Below are 15,898 nucleotides of genomic sequence, written 5' to 3' on the forward strand. Positions count from 1 at the left end.
GTTGCAAGCTTGTGCCGAACCGGATCATCACGAGCCGGGTGCAATTTTTGCGATCTCGGATTGAAAATACGCCAATGTCACCGTCGCGCGGTTGCCAGCAAAGCCGTGATACTTTGAACGCCCTGACGACGTGGGTAGGCCCGCCCAAATGCTCGCCAGATTATTCATGAACCGGGTCTGCGACAGATCCCCCGCAAGAAACGCTGAAAATCCCGCATCCTCAAGCAGGACATCGGCAAGCCGATCCTGCATTTCAGGGCTAAACCGTTCATGGGCTTTGGCACCGACTTGCGCGACCACGCGCTCTAACGTGTCGGGAATAAACTGATATCGCCCGATGGCATGTGGCTGACCGGGGGTGGCCCTGATCCATTCGAAAATCTCACCGATTGTCATCTGTGTGGGTGGTTTAAGCGGTTTGATTGCCGCCCCGTGCTGCACCGCGTCGTATCCCGCCGCAGGGGATTCCGCCTGCCCAATGATATTGCGCAGATGACGCACGGCAGGAGAATTCAAACGCCCCAGTTCATCGCGAACAATTGGCGCAAAGAAACCACCGCGTTCCTGACCGATAAATAGGCTCGCCCGCGTTACAGATTGTTCAGCCGCGACTGCAGCCTGCTGCATCAGCCCACGCGCCGGCGCGAACCCTGCATTGCTAGCCAACGATCCAACCTGCGCCCAGCACGCGACGGGAAAGGTAACCGACAGCCAGCAGATAAATAAACGCAACATCACCATGGCGCTGAGCATCAGGCAAAATCGTTGCGTTTTCGTTTAAACCCATCAAGAAAAGAAAAAAGGCCACCCAAAAGGCGGCCCTTGATCAATTTCAATTGCTCGACAGCTTAGGCAGCCAAAGCGTCTTTTGCTTTGCCAACGATTGTTGCAAATGCTTCTGGCTCGTTTACGGCCAGATCAGCAAGAACCTTACGGTCTACTTCGATACCGGCCAGGTTCAGGCCGTTGATGAACTTGGAGTAGTTCAGTGTTTCGTCAACCGAACGCACACCTGCGTTGATCCGCTGAATCCACAGCGCACGGAAGTTGCGCTTGCGATTGTGACGGTCGCGAGTTGCATATTGGTTGGCTTTGTCGACGGCCTGCTTAGCGACTTTGAAAGTCTTAGACCGGCGATCGTAATAACCTTTGGCAGCGTCGAGAACTTTTTTGTGACGACGATGTGTGACTGTTCCGCCTTTAACGCGCATATCCTATTTCCTTCTAATTAACGTGCGTAAGGCATCATTGATTTAACGATACCTTCGTCGGCTTTGCACAATGTGGTTGTGCCACGTGCGTTACGAAGGAACTTGTTCGAGCGTTTGATCATGCCGTGCTGTTTACCCGCTTGGGCAGCAACGACACGGCCAGAAGCCGTCGTTTTGAACCGCTTTTTGCAGCTCGATTTTGTCTTCATCTTCGGCATTTCCGTCTCCTCTTTGGGTCGGTCGGAAGCGCGACTCGGCATGCCATACGGGCCGGACGCGCGGGTTGAGGTGCGCCGTATAGGACGCATCGCCTAAAAGGGCAAGCAATTTAGACTAAGTAGCGCCCAATAACATCGACAAAAATCTCGTCGATCACGCCAACCCCGTAGACTCCGGGGTTTTCTTGGGCGGCATAGGCGATACTGACACCACCCAACACCACCAGCAAGACCGCCACCCTTGGGAAGCGGCGGTCAGAAAAAGCGCTGATCAGAGCTGGAATTGCAAAGGCGCAGCAAAGCACACCCAAAACAAAGATCAGATCATAGTCCATTCAGCGCATTCCTGTCTTACTACAAACGATAGCTTAATCCGCTTCGGCAGGGAAAATCAAACGTTCGTCGCAAGGTGCGACGCGCAAAATATTCGTCGAACCCGGCGTATTGAACGGAACACCTGCAGTAATGACAACCATATCCTCTTTGGTCGCGAGCTTGAGGCTCGTTGCGCCACGGACGGCTGCAATAACCGCATCTTTAAACCGATCGACCGGTCCTGTGACGACACAGTTGGTCCCCCATGACAGACAAAGTCGGCGAGCAGTATCAACCTGATTGGTCATTGCAACAATCGGCACGCGCGGACGTTCGCGGGATACCAACAATGCGGTAGTACCTGACTGCGAGAAACAGCAGATCGCTTTGACATTTGTGGTTTCCGCGATTTCGCGGGCCGCAGACACGATACCATCAGCGACCGTCTGACCATCGGTCATGCGCGAAGCTTCGATAATTTTGGTGTAGGTCGGGTCGTGCTCGACCTCGCCTGCGACGTTGTTCATGGTGGACACGGCTTCGATCGGAAAATCACCTGCCGCAGATTCCGCTGACAGCATGATCGCATCAGCACCTTCGTAAATCGCGTTCGCGACGTCAGAAACTTCGGCGCGGGTTGGCATGGGCGATTCAATCATCGACTCAAGCATCTGAGTCGCAACGATGACAGGCTTTGCCGCTGCGCGCGATTTGCGGATCAGTTGCTTTTGAATTGGCGGCACGGCGTGCACAGGCAATTCAACACCCAGATCGCCACGGGCAACCATGATGCCGTCACTAACCTTTAGAATTTCATCAAAGGACTTTACCGCGTTTGGTTTTTCAATCTTGGACAAAATCGCAGCGCGCCCTTTGGCCAATGCACGTGCTTCTTCGACGTCAGCAGGGCGCTGAACAAACGAAAGCGCGAGCCAATCAACGCCCAGCTCACAAACAAACTCGAGATCCTTACGATCCTTTTCTGACAGCGCAGCAAGGGGCAGTGTTACATCAGGTACGTTCACACCTTTGCGGTTGGAGATCGTACCGCCAACGACAACTTCACAATCTGCGAAATCGCGGCCGCAATCCTTGACCCGCAGCTTGATCTTGCCGTCATTGACCAGCAAGTGCGCGCCCGGCTCAAGCGCGTCGAAAATCTCCTTGTGGGGCAACTTTACGCGGTTCACGTCGCCTTCTGCATCATCAAGATCAAGACGGAACGCTGCGCCTTCGACCAGCTCTTCTTCGCCATTTGCAAAAACGCCGACGCGCAGCTTAGGTCCTTGAAGGTCAGCGAGAATAGCAATTGGGCTGTCCAAGTCTTTTTCAACCTGACGGATGATTTCATGACGCGCGCGAATTTCTTCGTGATCCCCATGGGACATATTCAGGCGGAACACATCTGCACCAGCTTCGTGCAACGCGCGGATCATCTTGTAGTCATTTGATGCTGGGCCAAGTGTGGCGACAATCTTTACGTTGCGATGGCGTTTCATAGTAATCCCTTTGTTCGGCTTGCGCTGTTAGCGATAACAGATGGCTTCGTGCCCTTATTGCGCAATTCCATTCCCACCACAACTAGCCTAAATCAGGTGACAAAGGAATGACACCACAGATGACACACTCTCCATTCGAAGTTATCGGCGCAGAGCGCCCGGGGCGCTGGCTGCTAAGTTGTGACCATGCATCAAATTTTGTTCCCGACTGGCTCAACAACGGGGACCTCGGGTTACCCGAAACCGACATGCAAAGGCACATTGCTTATGATGTGGGCGCGGCGGGCGTAACACGGCATCTCGCACAAGAACTAGACAGCCCAGCCGTTCTGTCCCGGTTTTCACGGCTCGTCATTGACCCAAACCGGGGCGAAGACGACCCGACTCTGCTCATGCGACTTTATGATGGCACCATTATTCCGGCGAACCGTCACGCCGACGCAGCCGAAAAAGAACGCCGTCTCGCGCAGCTGCATCGCCCGTACCACGCGGCCTATGCAAAGCTTGCGGACGAAATGGACAACCCCGTCATCTGCGCGATCCATAGTTTCACGCCACAGCTACGCGGGCGTCCGCCCCGTCCATGGGAGGTCGGAATTCTCTACGCCAGTGACGCGCGACTGGCGCATCCGTTTATTGCCGCCTGCGAGGCGCAGGGCTGGTGTGTGGGCGACAACCAACCCTATTCTGGTCACCTCGAAGGCGACGCGATTGACCGACACGCGCTACAACACGACCGCCCCAATATTCTGATCGAAGTACGCAACGACTTGATCGCGGACGAGGCTGGACAAATACTGTGGGCCAAGCGGCTTGCGCCTATATTGACAGATGTACTTGCCCAAACCGGGCTTTGACGGAGACTAAAATAATGGATGACCAAACCCGTATCGAAATCGAAGCCGCCGCATTCCGCCGCCTACGTCAGCACCTGATGGAGGACCGCCCTGATGCACAAAACATCGACATGATGAACCTTGCTGGTTTCTGCCGGAACTGCCTGTCGCGCTGGTATCAAGAGGCCGCTAATGAGCGCGGTATTGCAATGGACAAGGATCAGGGCCGCGAAGCCTTTTACGGCATGCCATTTGCAGAATGGAAGGCCAAGCACCAAACCGAAGCAAGCGCCGAAGCCCAAGAGGCATTCAAGAAATCACACGGTTAGATCGCGCCTGAACGGCTGGCCCTGACAAACCGGGCGAGCCAAACAGTGCGAAAACCACAATCGGGGTCCTCGACGATATGGTCGACGACCTCGAACCCGTTTTGATCAAGCAAAAGACGATATTCACTGGGGTCGAGGCTGGAATGATAGAGCGGCTCGCCTTCAAATTCGCCAATCGCATCGCCATAGGCAGGGCCGCTGGTAAACATGAGCCGCGCCCCTAAATTGGCGTGCGCAGCAAAAATGGGAAACATAAGTCGCTGATCATCTGGCGTGAGGTGAAACATGCTGTCCCATGCCAACATCCCGTCAAACTGTTGATCCAGTTGCAATTCGCGCATGTCAGCAACGGACCAGCGCGCCGCAGGCATTTTTTCCTGCGCGATGGCAATGAGTTCGGGAGATGAATCCACCCCAGTCAGCGCAAATCCACGTCCCATCAGGTATCGCGCGATCGGGTCACCTGCCCCGCAACCAATATCCAACAATCGCGCCCCAGCAGGCAGCGGATCAACGAAACGATCCAGCCAGTGTTTTTCCATCAGGCTCGTGCTACGCGCACGTACCCACGCCGCTGCATGACGGCGGTAAAGCGAAATGATCTGTTGTGCGGCACTACTCATGCCGCCAACTTAACAGATTATCGATGCCGTCACAGCGAAACAGAGGATCAATCAGGCTGTGATCAAATCGCGAGTTTGCGGCTCTCTTCCAGATAGATTTCGCGCAAACGCGCGGCGACTGGACCAGGTGCGCCCGTGCCAACTGATGCGCCATCAATATCGACCACAGGCATCACGAATGTGCTGGCTGACGTGATGAACGCCTCGTCAGCCTCTTGCGCCTCAGCGATGGTAAAGCTGCGCTCTTCGACCTGCATCTGTGCTTCGCGGGCAAAGCGCAGAACGGCCGCACGCGTAATGCCATGCAGAATCTCATTGCCCAGATGGCGGGTAATGATGGTGTTTCCTTTGACGATATAGGCGTTGTTCGATGTCCCTTCGGTCACCGCACCGTCTTCGACCATCCACGCATCATCTGCGCCGGCGGCCTTTGCCATCATCTTGCCCATTGATGGATAAAGCAACTGGACCGTCTTGATGTCACGACGCGCCCAGCGCTGATCTTCGATCGAGATGATCTTGATCCCCTTCTTTGCGGTTGGGTTATCGGCCAGCCCCGGCTTGCTTTGGGTGAACAGGACAACGGTTGGTTTGGTCGCTTCTGGATCAGGGAATACAAAATCGCGATCATCAGGTGCGCCGCGCGTGATCTGTAGATAGATCATGCCCTCTTCGAGATCGTTTAGGCGGACCAGTTCACGATGCACCTCAAGCAAATCTGGCAACACATCTGGATGCGGCATTTCAAGTTCATTCAAAGACCGCTCTAGCCGCTTTGCGTGGCCGTCAAAGTCAATCAGCTTGCCATCCAGCACCGAGGTCACCTCGTAAACGCCATCGGCCATCAGGAAACCGCGATCAAAGATCGAAATCTTAGCTTCGTTTTCAGGTAGGTATTCGCCGTTGACATAAACTGTGCGCATGATCATCCCCATAAAGCGGCGGCAGGTGCGTGCACGCCTTTGTCATCAAAAATCAGTGGTTGGTCACGGTCTTCGGCCAATAAGAGCGGGCCGTCAAGGTCCGTAAAGGCCACGCCCTGCGCGATTATCGTCGCTGGGGCCATTGCAAGCGATGATCCAACCATGCAGCCAACCATCACGCCATAGCCCTGAGCGATTGCCTGCTCTTTCAATGCAAGCGCTTCGGTGAGCCCGCCGGTCTTGTCCAACTTGATATTCACCAAGTCGTATTTGCCCTTTAACGCAGGAAGGCTTGCGCGGTCGTGGCAGCTTTCGTCTGCGCAAACAGGCACGATGCGATCCACCTCGCTTAGCATGCCGTCATCTGCCGCGGGCAGCGGTTGTTCTACCATTTGCACCCCAAGCCTGACCAAATGCGGGGCAAGATCGGCATAGACATCGGCAGTCCAGCCTTCGTTCGCATCAACGATAATCCGCGCATTCGGCGCACCACGACGCACCGCCTCTAGCCGGGGCATGTCGTCCGGTGTCCCCAGTTTGATTTTGAGGAGCGGGCGAAACGCGTTATTCGCGGCCTCTCGTTCCATCACCTCTGGGGTCTCCAGCGAAAGGGTATAGGCTGTGATTTCTGGGCGCGGTGAAGGAAGCCCCATAAGCTCCCAAACCCGTTTGCCAGACCTTTTGGCCTCTAAATCCCAGAACGCACAATCAAGCGCATTCCGGGCCGCACCAGCTGGAAGGGCCTCGGGTAATTCTGCCCAGTCGCCGGAAAACCCATTGATCTGGGCCGTGACGCTGCCCAGGCTTTCAGCGTACCGCGCGTAGGGCACGCATTCGCCATACCCCACATATGCGCCGTCAGTGACCGAAACCGTTAACACCTCGGCTTGCGTGCGCGAACCACGGCTAATGGTAAAAACCTGCGCGAGCCGAAATGTATCGCGGGTGACCTGTATCTGCATTTTGCCTACTCTTATTTTCAACTACTCGGTGGCGGCGATCAAATTTAGCTAAATTTGATCTTACAGCCCCGCAAGTGCATCGACCAGTCGGCCCGCTCCCTGGCGGAAGGTATCAACGGTCGGCAATCCCATGCGATCTTCAACCTGCTGAAGATACTCCAACGCCTCTTGTTCGTTCATATGCTGCGTGTTGACAGATATCCCGACAACTTGACAGGCAGGGTTGGCGACCCGCGCGAGCGGTAGCACGGTATCGCGCAAAGCCTCAAGGCTCGGCAGATCATACTCGGGCAGCCCACGCATGTGCGTCCGGGTAGGCTCATGAGCCAGGACCAATGCATCCGGTTGCCCGCCGTGAATCAAAGCCATCGTCACGCCTGAATAGGACACATGGAACAAGCTGCCCTGCCCCTCGATATGATCCCAGTGATCCGGGTCATTGTCCGGCGTCAGATACTCGACAGCACCCGCCATAAAGTCCGCAATTACCGCATCCAGCGGCACACCACCGCCGGTGATCAATATTCCAGTTTGCCCAGTCGGACGGAACGTAGATTTCATCCCGCGCTTTTGCATCTCTGCGTCCATCGCAAGCCCAGTATACATCTTGCCCACCGAACAATCTGTGCCTACGGCCAGACAGCGTTTGCCAGTCCGTTTCTTGCCATTAGCAATCGGATACGCCACCGAAGGAATGCGCACATCAAACAGTGTCCGCCCATTCACACGTGCGGCGGCCATCAACTCGTTTTCGTCTCGCAATAGGTTGTGCAAGCCAGACGCAATATCGAAACCTTGCTGGAGCGCCTCCACCAGAACAGCTTTCCAAGCATCGGAGATCACGCCACCGCGGTTGGCAACACCAATAACAAGGGTCTTTGCGCCTGCGGCCTTCGCCTCTGCCAGCGTCATATCCTTCAGCCCCGCATCGGCTAGACAGCCCGGCATACGAAATTGCCCAACTGCATTGTCAGGCCGCCAGTCTTTGATCCCTTGCGCCACCTTCGCAGCAAGTTGGTCAGGTGCGTCACCTAGAAATAGTAGATACGGGGTTTGGATCATGGGAGGCTCCGCTAACAAAGAAAGGTTATTCGTAGGATTACGCGCCTTTGACGAAATTGCTTCGCTAAGATTACGGCATAAACCTCAAAATGCGGGATAATTTTGTGTAGTTTAACAAAAGTGCAAGATTTTATTGCGTGAAATACGTAGGGTGGATCTTGATCCACCCACCCACAAAAAAACCCGGGCGCGAACGCCCGGGTAAGTATTGAAAACCTGACGGAAGGGTATCAGCCTTTCGAGAACTCTGGATAAGCTTCCATACCCAGCTCAGAAACGTCGAGACCGTTGATCTCAGCTTCTTCGGATACGCGGATACCTGTGGTTGCTTTCAGGATGATCCAAACGATCAAGCTGACAACAAAGACAAAGATACCGATTGCAGCAAAGCCGATGAACTGTGTCACAAAGCTTGTGCCGTCTGTGTAGACAGGAACAACCATCGTACCCCAGAAACCAGCGATCAGGTGAACTGGGATCGCGCCAACAACGTCGTCGATTTTCAGTTTGTCCAGCAGTGGAACTGTAAAGACAACGATCACGCCACCGATAGCACCAATCCAAAGTGCACCGAACAGCGACGGGTCAAGCGGACCAGCTGTGATCGAAACCAGACCAGCAAGCGCACCGTTCAGTACCATGGTCAGATCGACCTTTTTGTACATGAGCTGTGTCAGGATCAGTGCAGCAACAGCACCGGCAGCAGCAGCCATGTTGGTGTTTGCAAAGATACGGCCAACGTCAGTGATGTCACCAACAGTACCCGCAGCCAGCTGCGAACCACCGTTAAAGCCGAACCAACCCAGCCACAGGATGAATGTACCCAGTGTAGCGAGTGTCAGGTTAGAACCTGGCATTGGGATGGTTTTGCCGTCTTTGTATTTGCCGATACGTGGCCCCAGAACAAAGGCACCAGCAAGGGCTGCGAAACCACCGGCAGCGTGCACCAGAGTAGAACCAGCAAAGTCGGAGAAGCCCATTTCAGACAGGAAGCCGCCGCCCCACTGCCAAGATGCTTCGATTGGGTAGATGAAGCCAGTCAGCACAACCACGAAGATCAGGAATGGCCACAGCTTGATACGCTCAGCCAATGTACCAGAAACGATCGATGCAGTTGTCGCACAGAACATCAGCTGGAAGAAGAAGTCAGAAGCAACCGATGCATAGTCAAGCGATGCATCTGCAGCGTCCAGACCAACTGGCTCTAGCGAAGTGATCGAGAAGAACGGGCCAAGCCAGCCTTCGACCATCCATTCTGCGGGGTACATCAGGTTAAAGCCAACCAGCCAATACATGATCGCCGCGATTGAAAACAGCGCCATGTTCTTTGTGAGCTGCGTTGTCACGTTCTTGGAACGCACAAGACCAGCTTCGAGCATAGCAAAACCTGCTGCCATCCAGAACACCAAAAAGCCGCCCACAAGGAACAGCAGGGTCGTCATGATATACGGGCCGATTTCGTCGAACGTTGGCGTAGCGTCCTGTGCCATCGCAAATGTTGGCAAAGCCGCAAGGCCCGCACCAACAAGGAGTGATTTAGTGAGTTTCATTATTCTGTCCCTTGCTTCGCGCGTTTATAACGCGTCATCATTGGTCTCGCCGGTACGCACGCGCAGGGCGCTTTCCACGTCGAGAACGAAAATCTTACCGTCACCGATTTTCTCGGTCTTGGCGGTGGATGCGATGGTGGAAACCACCTGGTCTGCCATTGAGTCAGGCACAACGACTTCGAGCTTAACTTTTGGTACAAAGTTCACAGCGTATTCTGCGCCGCGATAAATTTCAGTATGACCGGACTGCGACCCGAAGCCCTTGATTTCAGACACCATCATGCCGCGAACACCCACGGCGGTCAGCGCCTCGCGGACCTCCTCGAGCTTAAACGGCTTAATTGTTGCAATGATGAGTTTCACGTTCTTCCCCTTGCAAATTCATGTGCAAAACGCTCTTGGCAGCGCTCGCTCGCAAAGAGACAGAAACCGCGTGCTGACTACGCGGGCAAGGTTGGGCCGCTATCAGAACGCCCCAAAAGCAGGCACTATTGCACAATTTTTGCACAAATCGCAATGACTGCTTAATTTTGCAGCACATTAAAAACTAAGCATGCGCGACTCATCGCGCTCTACATTCGAGATTCTTCACGCTATGCTGGTAAAAAATCAGACAAACAGTCGATCGAGCAGAACATGAGTGGAAACGGCAATAAGCGATCACCTTTGGTCGCAGAAAAGCGCTACCCTGCGAACGGGACCGCAAAAAAGAAACCAGCGCCCAAGAAAACGCCACGCAAAAAACCAGCGGCGCGGCGCAAGGTGGCCAAGCAAGCCAAACCCAGAACTCTATTGGGCTGGGTGTTGCTCCCGTTTAAGTGGGCCGTGCGGATGATCTGGGCCGTGAGTTGGCGGTTGGGATTGGTCGTCGGGATGATTATCGCCGGGTTCTCGTTCTACTTTGCCGCACAAATGCCACCCGTGCAGGAACTCATCGACGGACGGACGCGCGGCTCTGTCACGATGACTGATTACCGGGGAGAGGTCTTTGCCTGGCGTGGGGATCAGTTCGGCGGAATGATCACTGTCGACACTGTCTCTGGCCATCTCAGGAACGCCGTTATCGCGACCGAAGACAAACGGTTCTACCGACACTTTGGCATTTCGCCACGCGGCATTGCATCAGCGGTGCGGATCAACCTACGCGAAGGGCGTGGTCCGCTGTCTGGGCACGGCGGCTCAACGATCACCCAGCAAACCGCCAAGCTTTTGTGCCTTGGCGTGCCCTTTGACCCGACCAAGTGGGAGTCAGAGGCCGACTATGAAAATGACTGTCGTCAGGGATCGCTTTGGCGCAAAGCGCGCGAGGCTGTTTATGCGGTCGGCATGGAAATCGCCTATACAAAGGACGAAATTCTAACGATCTACCTCAACCGCGCCTATCTTGGCGCTGGCGCACGCGGGTTCGAGGCCGCAGCACAGCGCTACTTTGGCATTCCCGCAATGGCGCTTAGCCCTGCGGAATCTGCGATGCTGGCCGGGTTGCTTACGGCTCCGTCAACGCTTGCCCCGACGAGCAATTTGCAGCGCTCTCAGAACCGAGCTGCCGTTGTGATTGGCTTGATGGAGGCTCAGGGTTATCTCAGCAAGGCGCAGGCGGATGATGCCCGTGCCAATCCAGCAACGCTGTCAGAAACGGCGCGCGCCAATACCGCCAGCTTCTTTGCGGATTGGATTATGCGCAGCGGTCCTGAATCCTTTACCCGCAACACAACCGAAGACGTCTTTATCCGCACAACGCTTGATCCTGAGATTCAAGCCGCCGCCGAAGAAGCGATGATCTCGGTCTTTGAAACAGAGGTACGCGAAGGATCAGAAGCGCAGGCTGCAATCGTTGTCATGTCCGCAGACGGTGCCGTGCGCGCGATGGTTGGGGGCCGCAATATCGGTGAAACCGGCGCATTCAACCGCGCCACTCAGGCCAATCGCCAAACGGGATCGGCGTTTAAGCCATTCATCTTTGCCGCTGCGCTGGATTTGGGCCTTTCTCCATATATGATGGTTGATGATGATCCTGCATGTTGGAAACGCCGCGGGACCAGCGATTGGTGTCCTGAAAACTATGACCGTGAATTCAAGGGGCCTGTCACGCTGATCCAAGCACTTGCCGAAAGCCGAAATATCCCCGCAATTGTTCTGTCAGAGGACGTTGGCCGTGAACTTGTCCGAAATGTCGCGAACGGGTTTGGCCTGCATGGTGATCTGGCCGAGGGCCCGGCCCTTGCCCTGGGCGTTTCCGAAAGCACGCTGCTAGAAATGACCGGTGCCTATGCGGGTATCCTGAATGGCGGATCGCAGGTGACACCTTATGGGCTGACCGATCTACGCATTCGCGGCGACAATGAACCGCTGATGGATGCGCAAGGCGCAGGTATCGGCGAGAGGATCATCCAACAACAAGCTGCGAGGCAACTCACATGGATGATGACCAAAGTGGTTGAAGAAGGGACCGGAACCCGTGCCCGTATCGACGGATGGGAAATTGCCGGGAAATCGGGCACAACCCAAGGTGCGCGCGACGCATGGTTCATTGCCTTTACCGGAGACTATGTCACCGGTGTCTGGATGGGGTATGACGATAACCGACCTCTCAGCGGTGTGACCGGGGGCGGATTGCCCGCAACGATCTGGCGCGAAACAATGACCCGCGTATTGGACGGCAAGACGCCAACACCGTTGCCCATGCAAGTACCAGAACGGCCCGCGCAATCAGGGATATTGCAAAGTGAGGGTGGTGAAGTTTTGGATCAGGACATCCTGAACCTGCTGGAAACGATCCTGCCGAACTAAGCCAAGAGCGAAGGCGAATTACAATTCGCCTTCTTCGCAGCGCTCGTAACGGAAGGCATAGCCATTCCAAACCATGATCAGCCCATCTGTTTCGGCGTCATTCATCAGAATTGATCGCTCGGTCCATGTTTGCCCTGCGCCAGAACACTCCATCTGATAGATGGTCGCATCCATATCGTTGATATCAACAGGGTTTGTCATGCGGCATTCCATTTCGACACCGTGAAAAATGCTTTCCGCGATCTTGAGCGTCCCACCCTCAACGCCAACGAGCGCACATTCAGAATGCACGGTTTGTTTATATAGCCCATCATATGGACCAGAGAGCGCAACAGTTGGCAGCACAAACGCGAGGGCGCACGAAAAATTAGTCAGATATTTCATGCGATTGATCTTTGCGATAATTCGCCATATTGATCAATCGTTTACTTTAATCTTGTTCTCTCGCAGCAATTATCAGCAGATAAGCAGTTACCTCATTCACATTTTTCTATAGGTTGCACGGCAGGTTTACGATGCAAGGAAAAGACCAGCAAATGTCATCTTATCCGACAGGACGGGCGCAACTGCGTGCCGCGCGCAAAGAGAGCCGTTCGCTCTATTGGGCCGTCGCGATTTTCAGCTTCTTCGTTAATCTTCTGATGCTTACTGGACCGCTGTATATGCTGAATGTCTATGACCGCGTGCTGAGTTCGCGTTCATTCGAGACGTTGATCGCGCTGTCGGGGCTGGTTGCATTCCTATACGGAATGATGGGGATTCTGGATTATGTGCGCGGTCGGGTCATGGGACGGATTGGCGCGCGTTTTCAGGCGAGACTGGACCGACCTGTCTTTGCCGCCGTGATGCGGGCAACAACGCTATCACGCGCACCACGCGAGGCCGCAACCGGATTGCGCGATCTGGAATCGGTGCAGCGTTTGATCACGTCCCCGGCGCTCATGTCATTGTTTGATTTACCTTGGGCGCCACTGTTCTTTTTCGGGATTTTCATTTTCCACCCGCTGCTCGGCATCCTCGCCCTGTGTGGTGCTGTCGTATTGATCACCGTGGCGATCGCGAACCAAGTGACCAGTCGCAAGCCGCTGGCCGAGGCGAACGCGACCCGGTTTACAGCCGATCAATTGGGCAACCAGATCCGCGCAGAAAGCGAAATGGTTCATTCGCTGGGTATGCGCGGTGCGGCGTTTGATCGTTGGCAGCTCGCGCGCGGCAAATCGTTGGACGCCACGATAACTTCGGCCGATACCTCTGGTACATTCACCGCGATGACCAAAACGTTCCGGCTGTTTTTGCAGTCCGCGATGCTTGGGCTTGGGGCCTATCTGGTGCTCATCAATGAATTATCACCGGGCGCTATGATTGCTGGGTCAATCTTGCTTGGGCGGGGTCTGGCCCCGATTGAACAAATCGTCGGACAATGGGCTGTTTTCCAACGCGGACGCGAAGGCTGGCATAATCTGGGCACATTGCTAAGCGCGGTACCGCCTGACATGCCACGCACAGAGCTGCCCAAACCCAAAGCAGCACTGCGTGTCGAACAGGTCACCGTTGTGCCGCCGGGTGAAAAGCTACCTGCGCTGCGCGGGATCAGTTTTGAGGTGAAACCCGGTCAGGCCGTGGGCGTTATTGGCACCTCTGGCGCAGGTAAATCGACACTTGCCCGTGTGCTGACAGGTGTCTGGCAACCGGCATCAGGAAATGTTCGGCTGGACGGCGCATCGCTCGAACAATACGACCCTGACATTCTGGGCCAACACATCGGTTACCTTCCCCAGCGCGTGCAGCTTTTTGATGGTACCATCAAAGAAAACATCGCCCGCATGTCGATGCAGCCAAACGATGCCGAGGTCGTCAAGGCCGCCCAAAAGGCCGCAGCCCATGAAATGATCCTGCGTTTGCCGGACGGCTATGACACGCGAGTTTCAGCGACCGGAGGGCGGCTGTCAGGCGGGCAAATTCAACGCATCGGACTGGCCCGCGCGCTTTATGGCGATCCCGTGGTTCTGGTCTTGGATGAGCCGAACTCGAACCTTGATAACGAGGGTTCAGTCGCCCTGAACAAAGCAATCAAAATTCTAAAGTCCGAAGGCAAGGTCATCTTTATCATGGCGCACCGCCCCGCAGCGATTCAGGAATGCGACACGTTGCTTGTGATCGAAAACGGAACAAGACGCGCCTATGGCCCCAAAGACGCGGTTATGGCGGAACTAGTTAAGAACCACGGTGAAATCCAACGCGCCAGCGGCAAAGCAGGAGGCGTCACATGACCGATCAATCCAAACAACGCTGGTCTGCCAAACGCCATATGTTCGTTGGCATGCTCACCTTGCTCATTTTGGTTGGCGGCTTTGGAAGTTGGGCAATTATTGCGCAAATCACTGGTGCGGTGATTACCAGTGGCCAGATTGAGGTGGATCGCAACCGTCAGGTCGTCCAACACCCTGACGGTGGAGTCGTATCCGAAATTTTGGTGGACGAAGGCGATTCCGTTGCCGAAGGAGACCTGCTGATCCGGCTGGACCCGACGATTTTGCAGTCGGAACTGGCCGTTGTCGAAGGTCAGTTGTTTGAAATTCTCGCGCGGCGTGCCCGGCTCGAGGCAGAGCGCGATAACACCCAAATGCTGACGTTTTCACCGACGCTGACCGAAGTCGACACACCAGAAGTCGCTGAATTGATCGCGGGGCAAACGCGACTTTTCGAGGCGCGACTTGAATCCAACGAGGGCGCAGTTGAACAACTCACCCAGCAGCGCGCCCAGATTGCCAGCCAGATCGACGGGATCAAAGCCCAGCAAACCGCGCTTTCGACGCAGCGCAATTTGATCGAACAAGAATTGCAAGATCAGCAAAGCCTGCTTGATCGCGGACTTGCCCAAGCCAGCCGCGTTCTTGCCCTTCAGCGCGAAGAGGCAAGCTTGCTTGGCACAATGGGTGAACTTACTGCGCAGGCCGCACAGGCTGCAGAACGCACAACCGAAATTGATCTACAAATCCTCAGCCTTGCCACCACCCGCCGCGAAGAGGCGATCACCCGGCTGCGCGATCTACAGTATAACCAGCTTGAACTTGCGGAACGGCGACGCACTTTGCGCCGCCAGCTTGATCGACTTGATATTCGCGCACCCGTGTCGGGCATTGTTTATGGGATGCAGGTCTTTGCCCAGCAATCCGTGATCCTACCTGCCGATCCGGTGCTCTTCTTGATCCCCCAAGACCGCCCGCTGGTGATTGCAACGCAAGTGAACGTGCAAGATGTCGACCAAATCTATGTCGGCCAAGATGTCACCCTGCGGTTTTCAGCCTTTGATCGTAGCCGCACGCCGGAACTGAACGGCAAGGTCACTTTGGTTTCTGCGGATGCATTCCAAAACGAAAACTCGGGGCTGTCGTTTTATCGCGCAGAGGTCCAGCTAAGCGAGGGAGAGATTGATCGTCTGCCAGCCGATATGGCACTGATCCCCGGCATGCCTGTTGAGGCCTTTATGCGGACTGCTGATCGCAGCCCCATGGCGTATCTGCTCAAACCGCTCGCCGATTATTTGGCCAAAGCCTTCCGCGAGTCGTGATTGCACCCT

General features: G+C 55.1%; 18 protein-coding genes. 5 read left to right on the forward strand and 13 right to left on the reverse strand.

Annotation, left to right across the window (positions count from 1 at the left end; genetic code table 11):
- Window positions 1-27 precede the first annotated feature (27 nt).
- The 6 genes from TW80_RS09830 to pyk form a co-directional block, all read right to left on the reverse strand.
- A complete protein-coding gene (locus TW80_RS09830) occupies window positions 28-666 on the reverse strand; it encodes a hypothetical protein (RefSeq protein ID WP_239450522.1) in 639 nt (212 codons plus the stop codon).
- On the reverse strand, window positions 659-808 hold the full coding sequence (locus TW80_RS18380; protein ID WP_239450523.1) for a hypothetical protein: 150 nt from the start codon (window positions 806-808) through the stop codon (window positions 659-661). Before TW80_RS18380 ends, TW80_RS09830 begins: the two co-directional genes overlap by 8 nt.
- Before the next feature lie 40 nt (window positions 809-848).
- Window positions 849-1,211: a 50S ribosomal protein L20 gene (gene rplT, locus TW80_RS09835; protein WP_045997238.1), complete on the reverse strand. Its 363-nt coding sequence runs from the start codon at window positions 1,209-1,211 to the stop codon at window positions 849-851.
- Between the two features lie 17 nt (window positions 1,212-1,228).
- Window positions 1,229-1,429 carry a 50S ribosomal protein L35 gene (gene rpmI / locus TW80_RS09840; protein WP_045997239.1) on the reverse strand — a complete coding sequence of 67 codons (201 nt, stop codon included), beginning with the start codon at window positions 1,427-1,429 and terminating at the stop codon, window positions 1,229-1,231.
- A gap of 110 nt (window positions 1,430-1,539) precedes the next feature.
- Window positions 1,540-1,764: a hypothetical protein gene (locus TW80_RS09845; RefSeq protein WP_045997240.1), complete on the reverse strand. Its 225-nt coding sequence runs from the start codon at window positions 1,762-1,764 to the stop codon at window positions 1,540-1,542.
- Between the two features lie 33 nt (window positions 1,765-1,797).
- Window positions 1,798-3,243, reverse strand: coding sequence for a pyruvate kinase (pyk, locus tag TW80_RS09850; protein ID WP_045997241.1), 1,446 nt, complete (start codon window positions 3,241-3,243; stop codon window positions 1,798-1,800).
- A gap of 119 nt (window positions 3,244-3,362) precedes the next feature.
- Between pyk and TW80_RS09855 the strand changes: the two genes are divergently transcribed.
- Together TW80_RS09855 and TW80_RS09860 are read left to right on the forward strand one after the other, a co-directional pair.
- Entirely contained in the window at window positions 3,363-4,100 is a 738-nt protein-coding gene (locus TW80_RS09855; protein ID WP_045997622.1) for an N-formylglutamate amidohydrolase, read from the forward strand.
- A 14-nt stretch (window positions 4,101-4,114) separates the two neighbouring features.
- A complete protein-coding gene (locus TW80_RS09860; protein ID WP_045997242.1) occupies window positions 4,115-4,408 on the forward strand; it encodes a DUF1244 domain-containing protein in 294 nt (97 codons plus the stop codon).
- Here the strand turns inward: TW80_RS09860 and TW80_RS09865 are convergent.
- From TW80_RS09865 to TW80_RS09890, 6 genes are all read right to left on the reverse strand, one after another.
- Window positions 4,405-5,031, reverse strand: a complete 627-nt coding sequence (locus TW80_RS09865; RefSeq protein ID WP_045997243.1) for a class I SAM-dependent methyltransferase — start codon at window positions 5,029-5,031, stop codon at window positions 4,405-4,407. The two genes, TW80_RS09860 and TW80_RS09865, sit on opposite strands and share 4 nt — an antisense overlap.
- A gap of 62 nt (window positions 5,032-5,093) precedes the next feature.
- The gene (locus tag TW80_RS09870) at window positions 5,094-5,960 is read right to left on the reverse strand and encodes a D-amino-acid transaminase (protein ID WP_045997623.1); all 867 of its coding nucleotides are present in this window, start codon (window positions 5,958-5,960) and stop codon (window positions 5,094-5,096) included.
- Window positions 5,957-6,916: an N-acetyl-D-Glu racemase DgcA gene (gene dgcA / locus TW80_RS09875; RefSeq protein WP_045997244.1), complete on the reverse strand. Its 960-nt coding sequence runs from the start codon at window positions 6,914-6,916 to the stop codon at window positions 5,957-5,959. Before dgcA ends, TW80_RS09870 begins: the two co-directional genes overlap by 4 nt.
- Before the next feature lie 60 nt (window positions 6,917-6,976).
- On the reverse strand, window positions 6,977-7,978 hold the full coding sequence (gene dgcN, locus TW80_RS09880) for an N-acetyltransferase DgcN (RefSeq protein ID WP_045997245.1): 1,002 nt from the start codon (window positions 7,976-7,978) through the stop codon (window positions 6,977-6,979).
- A gap of 230 nt (window positions 7,979-8,208) precedes the next feature.
- The gene (locus TW80_RS09885; RefSeq protein ID WP_045997246.1) at window positions 8,209-9,528 is read right to left on the reverse strand and encodes an ammonium transporter; all 1,320 of its coding nucleotides are present in this window, start codon (window positions 9,526-9,528) and stop codon (window positions 8,209-8,211) included.
- Window positions 9,529-9,552: 24 nt separating this feature from the next.
- Window positions 9,553-9,891 (reverse strand): P-II family nitrogen regulator, encoded by a 339-nt coding sequence (locus TW80_RS09890; protein ID WP_045997247.1) that lies wholly within the window; start codon window positions 9,889-9,891, stop codon window positions 9,553-9,555.
- A gap of 273 nt (window positions 9,892-10,164) precedes the next feature.
- On the opposite strand from TW80_RS09890, the gene TW80_RS09895 reads away from it, so the two are divergent.
- On the forward strand, window positions 10,165-12,318 hold the full coding sequence (locus TW80_RS09895) for a transglycosylase domain-containing protein (RefSeq protein ID WP_045997248.1): 2,154 nt from the start codon (window positions 10,165-10,167) through the stop codon (window positions 12,316-12,318).
- A gap of 18 nt (window positions 12,319-12,336) precedes the next feature.
- On the opposite strand, the gene TW80_RS09900 is transcribed toward TW80_RS09895, so the two are convergent.
- Window positions 12,337-12,702 carry a hypothetical protein gene (locus tag TW80_RS09900; RefSeq protein WP_045997249.1) on the reverse strand — a complete coding sequence of 122 codons (366 nt, stop codon included), beginning with the start codon at window positions 12,700-12,702 and terminating at the stop codon, window positions 12,337-12,339.
- 152 nt (window positions 12,703-12,854) lie between these two features.
- Here TW80_RS09900 and TW80_RS09905 point away from each other — a divergent pair, with 152 nt between their 5' ends.
- Both TW80_RS09905 and TW80_RS09910 read left to right on the forward strand, forming a co-directional pair.
- A complete protein-coding gene (locus TW80_RS09905) occupies window positions 12,855-14,588 on the forward strand; it encodes a type I secretion system permease/ATPase (RefSeq protein WP_045997250.1) in 1,734 nt (577 codons plus the stop codon).
- Window positions 14,585-15,889: an HlyD family type I secretion periplasmic adaptor subunit gene (locus tag TW80_RS09910; RefSeq protein ID WP_045997251.1), complete on the forward strand. Its 1,305-nt coding sequence runs from the start codon at window positions 14,585-14,587 to the stop codon at window positions 15,887-15,889. The genes TW80_RS09905 and TW80_RS09910 overlap by 4 nt, the downstream gene beginning before the upstream one ends.
- Window positions 15,890-15,898: the final 9 nt, after the last annotated feature.

The sequence above is a fragment of the Loktanella sp. S4079 genome, from assembly GCF_000967725.1.
Classification (GTDB): Bacteria; Pseudomonadota; Alphaproteobacteria; order Rhodobacterales; family Rhodobacteraceae; genus Yoonia.